This window comes from Phycicoccus sp. Root563 (genome assembly GCF_001427915.1).
Taxonomy (GTDB): Bacteria; Actinomycetota; Actinomycetes; order Actinomycetales; family Dermatophilaceae; genus Pedococcus.
Genome location: NZ_LMGM01000001.1, coordinates 3,657,098 through 3,673,218, shown reverse-complemented (window position 1 = coordinate 3,673,218; position 16,121 = coordinate 3,657,098). Strand labels below are relative to the sequence as shown.

The window sequence follows — 16,121 nt, the reverse complement described above, 5'->3', positions numbered from 1 at the left end:
ACGCGCGGGACGCTCGTCGCGGTTGAACGTGCGGGCCGGACGGTCGTCACGGTTGAACGTGCGAGCGGGGCGGTCGTCACGGCCGGCGTCACGACGCGGGCCACGGTTGTCATCATTGGAAAAGCGGGTCACGGGGCGGTCCTCACGGGAGTAGGTGCTGCGCTGGGGGCGCTCATCGCGGGAGAACTCGCGGCGCGGGCCACGGTTGTCGTCACGGTCGAAGCGACGGACCGGGCGGTCGTCACGGTTGAACTCGCGGCGCTGGGGCCGGTCGTCACGGTTGAACGAGCGCGCGGGGCGCTCGTCACGGGAGTCGCGGCGCTGGGGCCGGTCGTCCCGGTTGAACGAACGCGCGGGGCGGTCGTCACGGTTGAACTCGCGGCGGGGGCCGCGGTCGGTGGTGGGGCGGCGCTCGCCGCGGCTGTCGTCACGGCTGAACTCGCGACGCGCCAGGCGGTCGGCGTCACGGGCCGGACGGGAGGCGGCAGCTCCGCCTGCAGCCGACTGTCCGCGGTGGGCCTTCTTGGGGCCCTTCTTCGCGGCAGCCTTCTGGTCAGGGGTCCAACGGGCCTTTTTGGGCGCGCCGGATCGCTGGTTCTTGGGCACAGATATTCAACTCACTTCAGGTGCTCGAGGTAGACACGTCTCGAGCCACCTGGCGAGGGCGACGGTGAAGACGAGCCTCAGGCGCATCAGCGCCCGCTGGACCGGATCAACAGTTGTCATCCGGTGGGGCTCAGTCGGAATCGGGGAAAACGTGGTGAGGCCACTGTGCCTCCGGTGGCGCTGCCAGGCGCCTGCCGAACTGAGCAGTCCAATACTACCAGCGCCGGCGACGCCTTCCGACCACGGCCAGCGTGACCCCCAGCACCACTCCCCCGAGGTCGGCCACGGCGTCCCACGGATCCCCCGACCGGTTCGGAAGCAGGAAGTGCTGGACGAGCTCGCTGACCGGTGCGTGCAGGGCCAGCAGCCCGACCAGCGCCCAGCGTCGTGGCCAGGCCCTCAGGACCAGCACCGTCGGCACCCCGAAGAGCAGCACGTGCACGACCTTGTCGGTCCAGGTCACCGGCCCCACGATGTCGACCCGCGGCCAGTACAGCGCCGCCAGGTGCACGGCGACCACCACCAGCGCGGCCACGCGCGAGGCCGACCACGGCGACACCGTCCGCCCCGGCCGCTCGCTCACGTCGGTCGGCAGGCTCACCCGGTCAGCGTATGCGGCGTGGTCACCCGCCGCGGAATCGGCCACGGCCGCTCGGTGTTGCCCACCACGTGACTGCGACGAACGAACCGACCACCGCCACGGCGACCGACCCCCTGACCGCAACGCCAGCCCCCGAGCCCGCCACACCGCATACCCGGCCGTTGTCGTTGCTGGACTTCGTCGACGTCCCCGCCGGCCAGAGCGCCCAGGACGCCATCGCCCGCAGCACCCGGGTGGCGCAGGCGGCCGACCGGCTCGGCTACGCGCGGTACTGGATCAGCGAGCACCACAGCTTCGCCGGGCTGGCGAGCAGCTCCCCCGAGATCCTCATCGCCCACCTGGCGGGGCAGACCTCGGGCATCCGGGTCGGCGCGGCCGGGATCATGCTGCCGAACCACTCCCCCCTCAAGGTGGCCGAGTGGTTCAAGACGCTGGAGATGCTGCACCCGGGGCGCATCGACCTCGGCCTCGGGCGGGCGCCGGGCACCGACCAGCTCACGGCGTTCGCGCTGCGTCGTTCGCGGGAGGCCCTGTCGGCCGACGACTTCCCGCAGCAGGCCGGTGAGCTGCTGGCCTTCCTGTCCGACACCTGGCCCGACGACCACCCGTTCAAGGCGGTCCTGGCCACCCCGGTCGTGGACACCTCGCCGGAGCTGCTCATGCTCGGGTCGAGCGGGTGGGGCTCGTCGTTCGCGGCGGCCAACGGCATGACGACGGTGTTCGCCCACCACATGGCACCCGAGCTCGCGGTCGACGCGCTGCAGGCGTACCGCCGGAACTTCCGTCCCGGCCTGGTCGGTGACACGCCCCGCGTCATCATCTCCGTGCTCGCGCTGGCCACCGACGACGAGGACGTGGCCGCCGACTTCCGGGCCGGCTGGGCCCTGCAGATGCGCCGGATCCGCAGTGGCGACACCACCCGACCCAGCGCTGCCGACATCCGCGAGTTCCGGCTCTCCGAGGACTTCGCCCGGATCGCGCCGAGCCTCGAGGGGCGGGTCTTCGCCGGTCCTGCCAGCGACGTCGCCAAGGGCCTCACGGCCCTCGCGGACGAGGCGGGCGCCGACGAGATCACCCTCGTGGCACCGACGCCCGACCTCGACGCGAAGCTGCGCAGCCTGGAGCTGCTAGCGCAGGAGTTCGGCCTCGTCGCCCGTGGGTGACCCTGCCTCGGCGACCGCTGCGCGCTCGACCGCCTCGGGGCTCTGCCCCAGCACCGCTGCCTTGACGGCGGCAGCGACCACCTTCGACACGTCCGGGTGGAAGACGCTCGGGATGATGTAGGCCGCGTTGAGCTCGTCGGGGTGCACGACCTCCGACAGCGCCTTGGCGGCGGCCAGCATCACGTCGAGGTCGATCGAGGTCGACGCCGCGTCGAGCAGGCCGCGGAAGACGCCCGGGAAGACCAGGACGTTGTTGATCTGGTTGGCGAAGTCCGAACGACCCGTGGCCACGACCGCAGCGTGCTCGGCGGCTGCTGCGGGGTCCACCTCCGGCTCGGGGTTGGCCATCGCGAACACGATCGCCTTGTCGTTCATGGTGGCGATGTCGTCGCCGGTGAGGATGCCCGGGGCGGAGACGCCGATGAAGACGTCGGCGCCGCCCACGGCCTCCTTGAGGGTCCCCGTCAGCCCACGCGTGTTGGTGTGCTCGGCCACCCAGCGGAGGTTCTCCTGGCCGTCCGCGGCCAGGTCCTCGCGCGCGCTGTGCACCACGCCGTACTGGTCGGCGACGACGACGTCCTGCGCCCCGGCCTTGAGGAGCAGTTTGAGGATCGCGGTGCCGGCGGCGCCCGCACCGCTGAGGACGACCTTGGACTCGCTGAGCTCCTTGCCGACCACGCGCAACGCGTTGCGCAGGGCGGCGAGCGTGACGATCGCGGTGCCGTGCTGGTCGTCGTGGAAGACGGGGATGTCCAGCTCCTCGCGCAGCCGGGCCTCGATCTCGAAGCACCGCGGCGCCGAGATGTCCTCGAGGTTGATGCCGGCGAAGACCGGGCTGATCGCCTTGACGGCGGTGATGATCTCCTCGGTGTCCTGGGTGTCGAGGCAGATCGGGAACGCGTCGATGTCGGCGAAGCGCTTGAACAGCGCCGCCTTGCCCTCCATGACCGGGAGCGCCCCGAGCGGGCCGATGTTGCCCAGTCCGAGGACGGCCGAGCCGTCGGTGACGACCGCGACGGTGTTGCGCTTGATGGTCAGGCGGCGTGCGTCCGCCGGGTTGTTGGCGATCGCCATGCACACCCGGGCCACGCCGGGGGTGTAGATCAGCGAGAGGTCGTCACGGTTGCGGATCGGGACCTTCGACTCGATCTTGAGCTTGCCGCCGAGGTGCACGAGGAAGGTGCGATCGGACACCTTGCCGATCTCGACGCCGTGCACGGCGCGCATCTGCTCGACGATCTCGTCGGCGTGCGTGGTGTCCCGCGCTGCTGCGGTGACGTCGACCCGGATGCGGCCGGCACCCGACGCCGTGACGTCGAGCCCGGTGACCAGCCCCCCGCTCTTCTCGATGATCCCGGTGAGCTCGGAGACCGCGGTGGCGCGGGCAGGGAGCGTCAGACGGACGGTGATGGAGTTGGACACGGAGGGCACGGCGGTCATGCCGTGCATTGTCCCGATTACCGGGGGGTAGGCCGAACCGGGACCTGCTCGGTCTCGCCGACCGGTCCCTTTCCGGCGGGTCCGTGACCGCCGGCGCCCCTCCGGGAGACACCGATCGCGAGGATCACGGCGGCGAGCGCCAGGCTGAGCCCGAGCTCGAGGCGGTGGCCCTCCTGGACCAGCATGAGGACGAGCACCGCGACGATGAAGGTGATCGTGGCGTAGGTCAGGCCCGGGTACAGCCACATGCGCACGGCGGGCTGCGTGCCCGCGTCGTCGAGCTGACGGCGCATCCGCAGCTGGGAGAGTGCGATGACGAGGTAGACGAACAGGGCGATGGCCCCGGAGCTGGCCAGCAGGTAGCCGAAGATCTTCTCGGGCAGCAGGTAGTTGCCGATCACGCCGAGGAAGCCGACGACCGAGCTCGCGATGATCGCGTTGGCCGGGACGCCCCGGCTCGTGGTGCGGGACCAGCCCGCCGGCGCGTCGCCGCGGCTGGACAGGGAGAAGGCCATGCGGGAGGCGGTGTAGAGGGCGGAGTTCAGGCAGCTCGCCACCGCCGTGAGGATGACGAACTCGAGCACGGTGGTCAGGCCTCCGAGGCCCATCCGCTCCAGGGCGACCTGGTACGAACCGGAGTTGCCGTCGACCAGCGCGGGGTCGTTCCAGGCCACGAGGGCGACGACCACGAAGATCGAGCCGAGGTAGAACAGGCTGATCCGCCAGATCACCGAGTTGACCGCACGCCGGATGCCGGACTCGGGGTTGGGCGACTCCGCGGCGGCGATGGTGACGATCTCGGTGCCCATGAACGTGAACATCGTGACGAGCATGGCCGAGAGCACGGCGCCGAAGCCGTTGGGCATGAACCCGCCGTGCTGGGTGAGGTTGCCGATGCCCGAGGTGTCCGAGCCGGGCAGGATCCCGAAGATCGCGAGCACGCCGACGGTGATGAACGCCACGATCGCGACGACCTTGACGAGGGCGAACCAGAACTCGAACTCGCCGTAGTTGCCGACGCTGAACAGGTTCGTCACGACGAGCAGAGCGGTGATGAGCAGGGCGAACACCCACTGCGGGACCCCGGGGAACCAGTCGCCCAGGATGAAGGCCCCGGCGGTCGCCTCGACCGGGATGACGATGACCCAGAACCACCAGTAGAGCCAGCCGATGGAGAAGCCGGCCCACGGGCCGAGGGCGCGGTCGGCGTACGTCGAGAACGACCCCGTGTCGGGCTGCGCCGTGGCCATCTCGCCGAGCATGCGCATGACGAGGACCACGAGGGTGCCGGCCAGGGCGTAGGCGATGAGCACGGCCGGGCCGGCCGTGGCGATCGCCTTGGCGGAGCCGACGAACAGGCCTGCCCCGATGACCCCGGCGATCGAGATCATCGTGACGTGCCGGGGCTTGAGCCCGGCCTGGAGGTGGCTCCCCTCGGGCCCTCCGGAGGTCGGGTCCGGCTCCGGGGTGGAGGCGTCGGTCGCGGTGCTGCTGCTCGAATGACTCACCCGAGGACTGTGGCGGCTCAGCCCTCTCGACGCAAACCGGGGCGTCCTCGGGCACGTCGACGCAGGCGACGGATGACGAGCTGGTGACCGGTGACCGCGAGCCAGAGGCACACGCCGGCGAGGGGCAGCTCGACGAGCACGGCCATGGCGACGGCGACCCACCGGTCGTCCGCGGCCGGGGCCGTCACGACGTCGAACCACGCGTCGACGACGAGCAGCGTCCCCGTGACGGCCGCGAGCGGTGGCAGCGTGGTGTGCAACCGCAACGCCGACCACGCGGTGGCGGCCAGGGCCACGAACATCGCCACGTCGAACCCGCCCCAGGCCAGGTCGTAGTGGGCGGCGGCCTGCGAGCTCGGCAGGTGCAGGGTGAGGTAGGCCGTCCACGGGACCATGAGCGCCGCGAGGACGACGAAGGCCCAGCCGACGACCTGAACGGCACGACTCGCCGCCGCGGGTGACCCGACGGACCCTGAGACGGACCCCGCGACGGACCCCGTGACAGACCCTGTGACCTGACCCGCGTCGCCGGGTCCGGCCGCCTGCTCAGCCACGGCGGGCACTCCGCCGGCTCATGGGGTCGCGCCCAGCTGGACGGTCAGGAGGTATCGCTGGTGCTCGATCTCCTTGCCCCAGTAGGTCGAGTCCGTGAGCTGGACGACGGCCGGCTCCCCCACGAGCTCACGGACGACGGCCGCGAGCTCGACCGACGGCACCCCGGACCGCCAGGACGTGGACGCCTGGTCGGCCGCGTCCTCCATCCCCCAGCGGCCCTCGACGAGCACGAGGCGGCCGCCGGGACGCAGCAGCCGCACCCACGAGCGCAGGGCGGCCAGGGGTTCGGGCAGGGTCCAGAGGATGTGGCGCGCCAGCACGACATCGAACGTCCCCTCGGCCAGCGGCGGAGCACCCGCGTCACCCTGCACCACCTCGACGGCACTGCCGAACGGAGCGGTCTTCGCCCGCGCCCGGGCCACCATCTCCCCCGAGAGGTCGACCCCGCTGACCTGGTGGCCGAGCTCGGCGGCCAGCGCGGTCATCGAGCCTGTGCCGCACGCGAGGTCCGCGACCCGGGCGGGACGGGCCGGCAGCCAGGTGCGCAGCAGGTCCTTCCAGGCGGCCCGGATGTCGGAGTCGAGCAGGCCGTGGTCGGGGTAGGTGTCGTACTCGGCCGCGAAGTCGTCCCAGTAGCGACGGACCTGGTCGAGGTCGAGGTCCTGCGAGGTCGTGGTGCCGAGAAGGCTGATCGAGGTGTGGGTGCGCTGAGTCATGCGGTCGTGCCTGTCCTTCCTGACGGTACGACGACCAGCCAACCACGAGTTGCCGACAGCAGCCCTCCACCGATCCTCCCCGCCCTCCTCCAGCCCTCCTCCAGCCCTCCGCCAGCCCGCCTGCCCGGCCTAGGCTGGGCGGATGAGCAGCCAGATCGAGGTCAGCGGGACCGGACGTGCCTCGGCCGTCCCGGACGTCGTGCGCCTGCGGGTGGGCGTGCGCGTGGACGCCGACGACGTGTCCACGGCGTTGTCCGACGCCGGGAGCCGGGCGAGCGGGCTGGGCCAGGCCGCCCGCGACCACGGTGTCGCCCCCGCGGACCTGCGAACCACCGACACCGGCGTGCACCCGCGGCACGACCCGCAGGGAGTCACGGTCGTGGGCTACACGGCATACCAGAACCTCTCGGTGACCGTGCGGGACGCCGACCTGGTCGGCACCCTCGTCGAGGCGTTCGTCGGCGCGGCCGGCAACGCGCTGACCATCGACCACATCGGTCTCGACGTGGCGGACCCCGAACCCCTCCACGCCCGGGCGCGCGAGGCCGCCTTCCTCGACGCGCGGACCAAGGCCGAGCAGTATGCCGCCCTGGCCGGACGCGAGCTGGGGAAGGTCCGCGCGCTCTGTGACGTTGTGCAGGGTGGACCCCAGCCGCGGATGGCCATGATGGCAGGCCGTGTGGCGGACACCTCCGTCGAGCTGGGTGAGCACACCGTGACCGCGACCGTCGTGGTCCGTTGGGACTGGAAGCAGACACATGGCTAGCACGACCCTGACCGCGCAGAACTTCGAGAAGACGATCCTCGAGGAGGGCACCGTCCTCGTCGACTTCTGGGCCGAGTGGTGCGGCCCGTGCAAGCGCTTCGGGCCGGTCTACGAGGCGGCCTCCGAGCAGCACCCCGACATCGTGTTCGGCAAGGTCGACACCGAGGCCGAGCAGGCTCTCGCCGCCGCCGCCAACATCACCTCGATCCCGATGCTCATGGCGTTCCGCGACGGCATCCTCGTCTTCGCCCAGGCCGGCGCACTGCCCGCGCCGATGCTCGAGGACGTCATCACCAAGGTGCAGGGACTGGACATGGAGGCCGTCAAGGCCGACGTCGAGGCCCAGAAGGCGCAGCAGCAGGCCTGACCCGTCGTGGTCCGGCCCACCCCCGTCGGTGCGCCACACTTGAGCCATGACGTCGTGGTCCGTTCAGGCTCTCGGGTGGGCCGGTTCGGCACTGCTCGTCTTCTCCCTCCTCCAGGCGAGGGTGCTGCGCTTCCGGCTGCTCAACCTCGTCGCCAGCTGCACGCTCACCGTGTTCAACGCGATGCTCATGGTCTGGCCGATGGTGGCCATGAACCTCGTCATCGCCGGCATCAACGTGTGGTTCATCGTCCGCCTGGTGCGCGAGCGCGGCGACGAGAAGGTGTACGAGGTGGTCGCCGTCGGTCCTGACGAGTCGTACCTGCAGCACTTCCTCAAGGTGCAGGCCGCCGACATCGCCCGCTACTTCCCGCGGTTCGACGCCTCCCCCGGCACGGGTGGGCTCGGCGACGGCCGCAGCGCCTACCTCGTCGAGCGGGGCAACGAGACCGTCGGCGTGGTCGTGGTGCGCGACTCCGGCGACGGCATCGCCCGGGTCGAGCTGGACTACGTGACCCCGCGGTTCCGCGACTTCTCGCCGGGCGAGTTCGTCTACCGCAGCAGTGGGATGTTCCGGGGCAAGGGGATGCGCCAGATCGTCACGCCCTCCGGGATGGTCAACCCCTACTACGAGCGACTCGGGTTCCGCCCCGAGGGCGACCACTGGGTAGCCGACGTCCCCGCGTGACCCGGTGTCGCCCGGCGCACGGTGAGGTAGAGCCGGTGCGCGGTCACGACCACAGCCACCCAGGCCAGGCCCAGCGCCCAGCCGGCCACCACGTCGGTCAGCCAGTGGTGGCCCAGGAAGACCCGACTCAGCCCCATCGAGCCGACGAACAGCACCCCGGCCACGACGGTCGCCGTCCGGGCCCGCGCCGACTCGAGCCGGCGCAGCAGCAGGTAGACCACGATCCCGGTCAGCACCGTCGCGTTGAGCGTGTGCCCGCTCGGGAACGACGGGGAGGTCTCGAACGGCGGCACCGCCAGCGACTGCGGGGGTCGGGCCCGCCCGATGAGCTGCTTCCCGGTGATGGTCATGGCCAACGACCCCAGGGCCGCGATCACCATGAGCACCAAGGGAGTTCGTGACCGCCAGCGCCACACCATGACCGCTGTGGCGAGAGCAGCCAGCACCGGCATCCCGACCGGTCCACCGACGTCGGTGTAGAGGGTCACGGCGTGGTCCAGCCCGGGGGTGCGCCACCCGATGGCGGCGTCGAGGACCGGGTGGTCGAGGCCGGCGAGGCCGTCCGCCTCGACGACCGACTCGTAGACCTCGGCCGTGAGGGCGGTGAGGGCGACGACGGCCAGCCCGCCCACGAGCGCCGTGACGATCAGGACGACGTTGGCCGCGCTCCACGTCCCGACCCGGACGGCGCCGTGACCGAGGGCCAGACCGGCGCGGGCCACCGCGCGGCCGACGGGGGTGGGCCACGCGGCGAGGTCGCGGGACCCGATTCGCTCCTCGTGGGCAGTGTCGTCGCGCAGCATCGCGCCATCCTCGCAGGTCAGGCGGGTGGCCGCCGGGGACGGCGAGGAGGCCTCCCCGGGAACGGCGAAGGGCCCGGCGCCTGAGCCGGGCCCTTCTGACAGCTGGTGCGTGTGTGTGGGCACGAGTGGTGGAGGTGGCGGGAATTGAACCCGCGTCCATTGACGGGAAACCAGGGCTTCTCCGGGTGCAGTGCGCTGTGGATTTTCTCGGCCCCAGCGCTCGCGCGCACACGTCCGCTGACAGGCCCAGTCGAGTAAGAGTCCCGCGCAGTCCCCCGACATGACTGCGCAGCAAGTTCTCTAGTTGACGCCAGACACTGAGTCGAGAACTAGCTCAGGCTGACGGACTTCGTGGCTCGCTCAGGCGGCGAGGGCGAAGTCGGTGCGCTTGGAATTGGCACCTATTGGTTTGCCGGGAGCGTTTACGAGATAACCAGGCATCCTCGACCCGCTTCCCCTGATATGCCGACCAATGTCGAAACCGATCACCCCCATGCTCCGGTGCCGCGGCTCACAAGGCTGCTGCTCGACGCACGGGGTGCTCACACACACGCTGTTCAGTTGTCGTGGTCAATCCTAGCGTCCAACGCCACCACCCCCTGCATCCATTTCCTCCCGGCCACCGGCGACCTTCCCGTGTGCCGCCGAACCAGGCGTGTGGGACATCCCACCCCCGCGCCATACGGGGAACACCGTCGGCGGGGAGCAGGTTGCGTCCAACGGCCCGGAGTTCTCGGGCCACCCCCTCGTGAAAGGCACCCCATGACGACCAGCACCCAGTGGAACCTCGTCCGCCGCCCCCACGGCGAGCCCGTCGACGCGGACTTCGCCCTCGTCGAGGCCGAGCTCGGCGAACCCGCCGAGGGCCAGCTGCTCGTGCGGAACACCTTCCTGTCCGTCGACCCGTACATGCGGGGCCGGATGAACGACGCCAGGTCGTACGTGCCGCCGTTCGAGCTCGACCAGCCCATGACCGGCGACGCCGTCGGCGTCGTGGAGGCGGTCGGCGGGGACGTCACCGACGCCACCGGCGCCACCGTCGAGGTCGGAGACGCCGTCCTGCACCCGTACGGCTGGCGCACCCACGCCCTCGTCGACGGCCGTCACGCCCGGGTCGTCGACACCGGGCTCGCCTCGCCCTCGGCCTACCTCGGAGTCATGGGCATGACCGGACGCACCGCCTACGCGGGCCTGGTCCGCACCGCTGAGCTCCGTGAGGGCGACCGGGTGTTCGTGTCCGCCGCAGCAGGGGCCGTCGGCTCCCTCGTCGGCCAGATCGCCCGCCTCAAGGGCGCCTCCCTCGTCATCGGCTCGGCCGGCGGCCCGGACAAGGTTCGCTGGGCCGTCGACGAGGCCGGCTTCGACCGCGTCGTCGACTACAAGGCGCAGCCCATCGCCGCCGGTCTCAAGGAGGCGGCGCCCGAGGGGATCGACGTCTACTTCGACAACGTCGGTGGCGACCACCTCGAGGCTGCCATCTCGGCGCTGCGCCTCGGTGGACGCGTGGCGATGTGCGGTGCCATCAGCGCCTACAACGCGACCGAGCCGGTGCCCGGCCCGAGCAACCTGTTCCAGGCGATCGGCAAGCGGCTCACCCTGCGCGGCTTCCTCGTCAGCGACCACGAGGACCTGCGACCCGAGTTCGAGAAGGAGATGGCCGGGTGGCTGGCCGAGGGCCGCATCGCGTGGCGGGAGACTGCGGTCGAGGGCATCGAGAGTGCCGTCGACGGGTTCCGCAGCCTCCTCGCGGGCGGCAACACCGGGAAGATGGTCGTGCGGCTCTGAGCGTCCCTTCCCGTGCTGACGCCCCCGACCGGTGACCGGTCGGGGGCGTCGTCGTGCAGGACCGGATCAGGCCGGGGCGGCGGCCGCCTCGGTCCGCTCGCGGGCGGCCAGGATCTGCGCCACGTGGACCTCGGCCCAGTCGGTGAGCATCGCCAACGGCTCCTCGAGGGACCTGCCGAGGTCGGTCAACTCGTAGTCCACCCTCGGCGGGACCTGGGCGTGGACGGTACGGATGACCAGCCCGTCCCGCTCGAGGGCGCGCAACGTCTGGGTGAGCACCTTGGGAGCCACGCCCCCCACCGCCGTGCGGAGCTCGGTGAAGCGCAGCACCCCCGTGGACAGCGCCCCGACGACCAGGGCCGTCCACTTGTCGCCGATGCGGTCCAGGACGACGCGCGTGGGGCAGTTCGGGTCGAACGCGTCGCCGCGGTCCGGACGGGCGAGGGTCGTCCCACCGGGGAATGCATTGGTCACCATGAGGTACTTATAGCACGTTGAAGTACTCAGTAACCAATTGTTACTGTCGAGACCGACAGCATGTCCACCCCACTTCCAGGAGCTGAACCACCATGAAGATCGCCCTCTTCGGAGCCACCGGCACCATCGGCACCCGCATCGCCCGCGAGGCCGTCTCCCGCGGCCACCAGGTCACCGCGCTGTCGCGCAGCGGCGCCGACACCGGGATCGACGGCGTCGAGTCCGTCAGGGGCGACCTCGGCGACGCCGCCTCCGTGAGCGAGGCCGCGAGCGCCCACGACGTCATCGTGTCGGCCACGGGCCCCAGCCGCACCGGCGAGAGCCACGAGCCGTGGCTGGCCGCCACCCAGAACCTCATCGACCACGCCGGCGACACCCGCGTCGTCTTCGTCGGCGGTGCCGGCTCCCTCCTGCTGCCCGACGGCACCCGCCTGCTCGACAGCGACGGCTTCCCCGCGGAGTACCTCGCCGAGGCCACCTCCGGCGCCACCGCCCTCGACCTCTTCCGCGCGGCACCGCAGGACCTCGACTGGACCTTCTTCTCCCCCGCACCGGTGATCCTGCCCGGCGAGCGGACCGGGACGTTCACCCTCGGGCTCGACTCCCCCGCCGGCGACCAGATCAGCGCCGAGGACTACGCCGTCGCCCTCGTCGACGAGCTCGAGCAGCCTCGCCACCGCCGGCAGCGGTTCACCGCGGCCAACTGACGCCGCCCCCACCCGGCGCCCTCGCGCCATACGACCGAACCACCACTGAACCGCGGCAGCGGGCGGACCGGACTCGACCGGCCCGCCCGCTGGGCTGTCCGCATCGCGGTCGCCCGGTCTCAGCCAGCGAACGCTCACTAGGATTCCCCTGCACGCTCGTCCCAGTGGTCTTGCCGGCAGCTCTCGCAGGAGGTCTCGTGTTCACCAAGGTGCTCGTCGCCAACCGAGGGGAGATCGCGGTCCGCGCCTTCCGGGCCGCCACCGAGCTCGGCGCCAAGACCGTCGCGGTCTTCCCCTACGAGGACCGCAAGTCCGAGCACGTGCTCAAGGCCGACGAGGCGTACGAGATCGGCGAGGCCGGCCACCCCGTGCGCGCCTACCTCGACCCCGAGGGCATCGTGCGCACCGCGGTCGAAGCCGGCGCCGACGCCGTCTACCCGGGCTACGGCTTCCTCTCGGAGAACCCCGACCTGGCCGAGGCCTGCGCCGCCGCCGGTGTGACGTTCGTCGGTCCGCCCGCCTCGGTCCTGCACCTCACCGGCAACAAGGCGCGCGCCATCGCCGCGGCCAAGAAGGCCGGCCTGCCGACCCTGCGCAGCGCCGCCCCCAGCACCGACGTGGACGAGCTCATCGCGGGGGCCGAGGAGATCGGGTTCCCCGTGTTCGCCAAGGCGGTGGCCGGCGGTGGCGGACGCGGTATGCGGCGCGTCGAGCGGCGCGAGGACCTGCGCGACTCCCTCGAGGCCTGCATGCGCGAGGCGGAGTCCGCCTTCGGCGACGCGACCGTCTTCCTCGAGGAGGCCGTGGTCCACCCGCGGCACATCGAGGTGCAGATCCTCGCCGACGGCGAGGGCAACGTCATCCACCTCTTCGAGCGTGACTGCTCGGTGCAGCGCCGCCACCAGAAGGTCGTCGAGATCGCCCCGGCGCCGAACCTCGACCCCGCCCTGCGCGAGGAGATGTGCGCGCACGCGGTCGCCTTCGCCAAGGAGATCGGGTACGTCAACGCGGGCACGGTGGAGTTCCTCCTCGCGCCCGACGGCCGGTACGTGTTCATCGAGATGAACCCGCGGATCCAGGTCGAGCACACGGTCACCGAGGAGATCACCGACGTCGACCTGGTCAGCTCGCAGATGCGGATCGCCAGCGGCGAGACCCTCGCCGACCTCGGGCTGTCGCAGGAGTCGCTGCAGATCCGTGGCGCCGCGCTCCAGTGCCGCATCACCACCGAGGACCCGGCCAACGAGTTCCGCCCCGACACCGGCCGCATCACGACCTACCGCTCGGCCGGTGGCGCCGGTGTCCGCCTCGACGGGGGCACGGTGTTCGTCGGCGCCGAGATCGGCGCCCACTTCGACTCGATGCTCGTCAAGCTCACCTGCCGGGGCCGCGACTTCCCGACGGCCGTCCGACGCGCCCGCCGTGCGCTCGCGGAGTTCCGCATCCGTGGCGTCTCGACGAACATCCCGTTCCTCCAGGCCCTCCTCGAGGAGCCGGACTTCCAGGCGGGACGGCTCTCGACCGCCTTCATCGACGAGCGGCCCGAGCTGCGGACGGCCCGCATCTCCGCCGACCGTGGCACCAAGCTGCTCACCTACCTCGCCGAGGTCACGGTGAACCAGCCGCACGGCCCGGGTCGCACCCGGGTCTCGCCGCGGTCCAAGCTGCCGACCCTCGACACGACCGCACCGGTCCCGCCCGGCGCCCGTGACCGACTGCTGCGCGAGGGGCCCCAGGCGTTCGCCGACGCCCTGCGCGCCCAGGAGGCCGTGGGGGTGACGGAGACGACGTTCCGCGACGCGCACCAGTCGCTGCTCGCGACCCGCATCCGCACCCGCGACCTGATGCACGTGGCGCCGTACGTCGCCCGGCTCACCCCCCAGCTGCTCAGCGTCGAGGCCTGGGGTGGCGCGACGTACGACGTGGCGTTGCGGTTCCTGGCCGAGGACCCGTGGGACCGGCTCGCCCAGCTCCGCGAGGCGATGCCGAACCTGCCGCTGCAGATGCTCCTGCGCGGGCGCAACACGGTCGGCTACACGCCATACCCGACCGCGGTCACGGACGCGTTCGTCACGGAGGCGGCCGCCACCGGCATCGACATCTTCCGCATCTTCGACGCGCTCAACGACGTCAACCAGATGCGCCCGGCGATCGACGCCGTCCGGGCCACCGGGACCGCCGTCGCCGAGGTCGCCCTCTGCTACACCGGCGACCTGACCAACCCGGGCGAGAAGCTGTACACGCTCGACTACTACCTGCGCCTCGCCGACCAGATCGCCGAGGCCGGGGCACACATCATCGCCATCAAGGACATGGCCGGCCTGCTGCGCGCGCCCGCAGCCCGCACCCTGGTCACGGCCCTGCGCGAACGGTTCGACCAGCCGGTGCACCTGCACACCCACGACACCCCGGGTGGCCAGCTCGGCACCCTCCTCGCCGCGATCGACGCCGGCGTCGACGCGGTCGACGTCGCGAGCGCCTCGATGTCCGGCACCACCAGCCAGCCCGCCATGTCGGCGCTCATCGCGGCCACCGACGGCACCCCGCGCCAGACGGGCCTCGACCTGCGCGCGGCCTGCGACCTCGAGCCCTACTGGGAGGCCGTCCGGCAGCTCTACTTCCCGTTCGAGTCCGGCCTGCCCTCCCCCACCGGCCGCGTCTACACGCACGAGATCCCCGGTGGGCAGCTCTCCAACCTGCGCCAGCAGGCCATCGCGCTCGGGCTCGGCGACCGGTTCGAGGCCGTCGAGGACACGTATGCCGCGGCCAACCGGATCCTCGGCAACATCGTCAAGGTCACCCCCAGCAGCAAGGTGGTCGGCGACCTCGCCCTGGCCCTGGTCGGCGCCAAGGCCGACCCGGACGACTTCGAGGCCAACCCCACGAAGTACGACATCCCCGACTCGGTGATCGGGTTCCTGTCCGGCGAGCTCGGCGACCCGCCCGGCGGCTGGCCCGAGCCGTTCCGCACCAAGGCGCTCGAGGGCCGCAACCCCAAGCCCCGGGTGTCGGACCTGTCGGACGAGGACGCCGAGGCGCTGCGCGCGGCTCCCCGCCAGACGCTCAACCGCCTGCTGTTCCCCGGGCCCACCAAGGACTTCGAGAAGTCCCGCGACTCCTACTCCGACCTCGCGGTGCTCGGCACCCGCGAGTTCCTGCACGGGATCGAGGTCGGCAACGAGCACGAGATCGACCTCGAGCCGGGCAAGCGCCTGCTCATCGGCCTGCAGTCCGTCTCCGACGCCGACGAGCGCGGCCTGCGGACGGTGATGTTCACCATGGGCGGCCAGCTGCGGCCCGTCCAGGTGCGCGACGAGAAGGTCGCGGTCGACGTCAAGGCGGCCGAGAAGGCCGACTCGTCCGACAAGGGCCAGGTGGCCGCCCCGTTCGCCGGGGTCGTCAGCCTCCAGGTCGAGGAGGGGTCGGCCATCGAGGCCGGCGCCGTCGTCGCCACGATCGAGGCCATGAAGATGGAGGCCAACATCACCGCCCCGGTCGCGGGGACCGTCACGCGGCTCGCGATCGGCACCCAGCAGCAGGTCGAAGGTGGCGACCTCCTGCTCGTGCTCGGCTCCTGACCTGCGGATATCCCGTCAGCGGGTTACGGTCGAAGGGCACGGCGGTCAAGAAGCGGCCACCTCCCGTGCAAGTGAGATCGGTCGGCAGGCCAGGCCTGTCGTGCACAGCCGCCGGGCCCACCGCCCGGCGTCACTCGATGACGAGGAGCGCAACATGGGACTCACGGACAAGCTCGACAACACCAAGGACGACCTCGCCGGCAAGGCGAAGGAAGCCACCGGCAAGGCGACCGACAACGAGCGCCTCGAGGGCGAGGGCAAGGCCGACCAGGCCGAGGCCGACGTGAAGCAGGCCGGCGAGAAGGTCAAGGACGCCTTCAAGCACTGACCGACACGCACTGCGCGTCACGTGCGCCACACGTGC

At 71.4% G+C, this 16,121-nt stretch carries 15 protein-coding genes, 1 other RNA gene and 1 pseudogene; 8 read left to right on the top strand and 9 right to left on the bottom strand.

Annotated elements, in window-relative coordinates; genetic code table 11:
* A pseudogene (locus ASD62_RS20370) lies at positions 1 to 606 on the bottom strand (ATP-dependent helicase); the annotation flags it as partial.
* 214 nt (positions 607 to 820) lie between these two features.
* Positions 821 to 1,207, bottom strand: coding sequence for a VanZ family protein (locus ASD62_RS20960; RefSeq protein WP_304438303.1), 387 nt, complete (start codon positions 1,205 to 1,207; stop codon positions 821 to 823).
* Positions 1,208 to 1,275: 68 nt separating this feature from the next.
* Between ASD62_RS20960 and ASD62_RS17280 the strand changes: the two genes are divergently transcribed.
* On the top strand, positions 1,276 to 2,370 hold the full coding sequence (locus ASD62_RS17280) for an LLM class flavin-dependent oxidoreductase (RefSeq protein WP_200956906.1): 1,095 nt from the start codon (positions 1,276 to 1,278) through the stop codon (positions 2,368 to 2,370).
* On the opposite strand, the gene ASD62_RS17275 is transcribed toward ASD62_RS17280, so the two are convergent.
* From ASD62_RS17275 to ASD62_RS17260, 4 genes are all read right to left on the bottom strand, one after another.
* Positions 2,335 to 3,810 (bottom strand): NAD-dependent malic enzyme, encoded by a 1,476-nt coding sequence (locus ASD62_RS17275; protein WP_056917495.1) that lies wholly within the window; start codon positions 3,808 to 3,810, stop codon positions 2,335 to 2,337. The genes ASD62_RS17280 and ASD62_RS17275 overlap by 36 nt on opposite strands.
* A gap of 17 nt (positions 3,811 to 3,827) precedes the next feature.
* Positions 3,828 to 5,201, bottom strand: coding sequence for an amino acid permease (locus tag ASD62_RS17270; protein WP_056917494.1), 1,374 nt, complete (start codon positions 5,199 to 5,201; stop codon positions 3,828 to 3,830).
* A gap of 134 nt (positions 5,202 to 5,335) precedes the next feature.
* On the bottom strand, positions 5,336 to 5,872 hold the full coding sequence (locus ASD62_RS17265) for a hypothetical protein (RefSeq protein ID WP_157581529.1): 537 nt from the start codon (positions 5,870 to 5,872) through the stop codon (positions 5,336 to 5,338).
* Between the two features lie 18 nt (positions 5,873 to 5,890).
* Positions 5,891 to 6,589, bottom strand: a complete 699-nt coding sequence (locus ASD62_RS17260) for a class I SAM-dependent methyltransferase (protein ID WP_082580914.1) — start codon at positions 6,587 to 6,589, stop codon at positions 5,891 to 5,893.
* Positions 6,590 to 6,731: 142 nt separating this feature from the next.
* Between ASD62_RS17260 and ASD62_RS17255 the strand changes: the two genes are divergently transcribed.
* From ASD62_RS17255 to ASD62_RS17245, 3 genes are read left to right on the top strand one after another with little or no spacing between them, the layout of a single operon-like run.
* Positions 6,732 to 7,355, top strand: coding sequence for an SIMPL domain-containing protein (locus ASD62_RS17255; RefSeq protein WP_056917020.1), 624 nt, complete (start codon positions 6,732 to 6,734; stop codon positions 7,353 to 7,355).
* Positions 7,348 to 7,722 carry a thioredoxin gene (gene trxA, locus ASD62_RS17250; protein ID WP_056917019.1) on the top strand — a complete coding sequence of 125 codons (375 nt, stop codon included), beginning with the start codon at positions 7,348 to 7,350 and terminating at the stop codon, positions 7,720 to 7,722. Before ASD62_RS17255 ends, trxA begins: the two co-directional genes overlap by 8 nt.
* A 46-nt stretch (positions 7,723 to 7,768) precedes the next feature.
* Positions 7,769 to 8,407: a hypothetical protein gene (locus tag ASD62_RS17245; RefSeq protein WP_056917018.1), complete on the top strand. Its 639-nt coding sequence runs from the start codon at positions 7,769 to 7,771 to the stop codon at positions 8,405 to 8,407.
* Here ASD62_RS17245 and ASD62_RS17240 read toward each other — a convergent pair.
* On the bottom strand, positions 8,347 to 9,210 hold the full coding sequence (locus tag ASD62_RS17240) for a phosphatase PAP2 family protein (RefSeq protein WP_082580913.1): 864 nt from the start codon (positions 9,208 to 9,210) through the stop codon (positions 8,347 to 8,349). The two genes, ASD62_RS17245 and ASD62_RS17240, sit on opposite strands and share 61 nt — an antisense overlap.
* A 126-nt stretch (positions 9,211 to 9,336) precedes the next feature.
* Positions 9,337 to 9,703, bottom strand: a transfer-messenger RNA (tmRNA) gene (gene ssrA / locus ASD62_RS19910).
* Between the two features lie 269 nt (positions 9,704 to 9,972).
* Here ssrA and ASD62_RS17235 point away from each other — a divergent pair.
* Positions 9,973 to 10,995, top strand: a complete 1,023-nt coding sequence (locus tag ASD62_RS17235) for an NADP-dependent oxidoreductase (RefSeq protein WP_056917017.1) — start codon at positions 9,973 to 9,975, stop codon at positions 10,993 to 10,995.
* A gap of 66 nt (positions 10,996 to 11,061) precedes the next feature.
* Here ASD62_RS17235 and ASD62_RS17230 read toward each other — a convergent pair whose 3' ends face one another.
* Positions 11,062 to 11,472: a helix-turn-helix domain-containing protein gene (locus ASD62_RS17230; protein ID WP_082580912.1), complete on the bottom strand. Its 411-nt coding sequence runs from the start codon at positions 11,470 to 11,472 to the stop codon at positions 11,062 to 11,064.
* A 92-nt stretch (positions 11,473 to 11,564) separates the two neighbouring features.
* On the opposite strand from ASD62_RS17230, the gene ASD62_RS17225 reads away from it, so the two are divergent.
* The 3 genes from ASD62_RS17225 (at position 11,565) to ASD62_RS19905 (ending at position 16,085) form a co-directional block, all read left to right on the top strand.
* Positions 11,565 to 12,179 carry an NAD(P)-dependent oxidoreductase gene (locus tag ASD62_RS17225; protein WP_056917016.1) on the top strand — a complete coding sequence of 205 codons (615 nt, stop codon included), beginning with the start codon at positions 11,565 to 11,567 and terminating at the stop codon, positions 12,177 to 12,179.
* A gap of 197 nt (positions 12,180 to 12,376) precedes the next feature.
* Positions 12,377 to 15,757, top strand: coding sequence for a pyruvate carboxylase (locus ASD62_RS17220; protein ID WP_056917015.1), 3,381 nt, complete (start codon positions 12,377 to 12,379; stop codon positions 15,755 to 15,757).
* A 154-nt stretch (positions 15,758 to 15,911) separates the two neighbouring features.
* Positions 15,912 to 16,085: a CsbD family protein gene (locus ASD62_RS19905; RefSeq protein WP_082553041.1), complete on the top strand. Its 174-nt coding sequence runs from the start codon at positions 15,912 to 15,914 to the stop codon at positions 16,083 to 16,085.
* Positions 16,086 to 16,121: the final 36 nt, after the last annotated feature.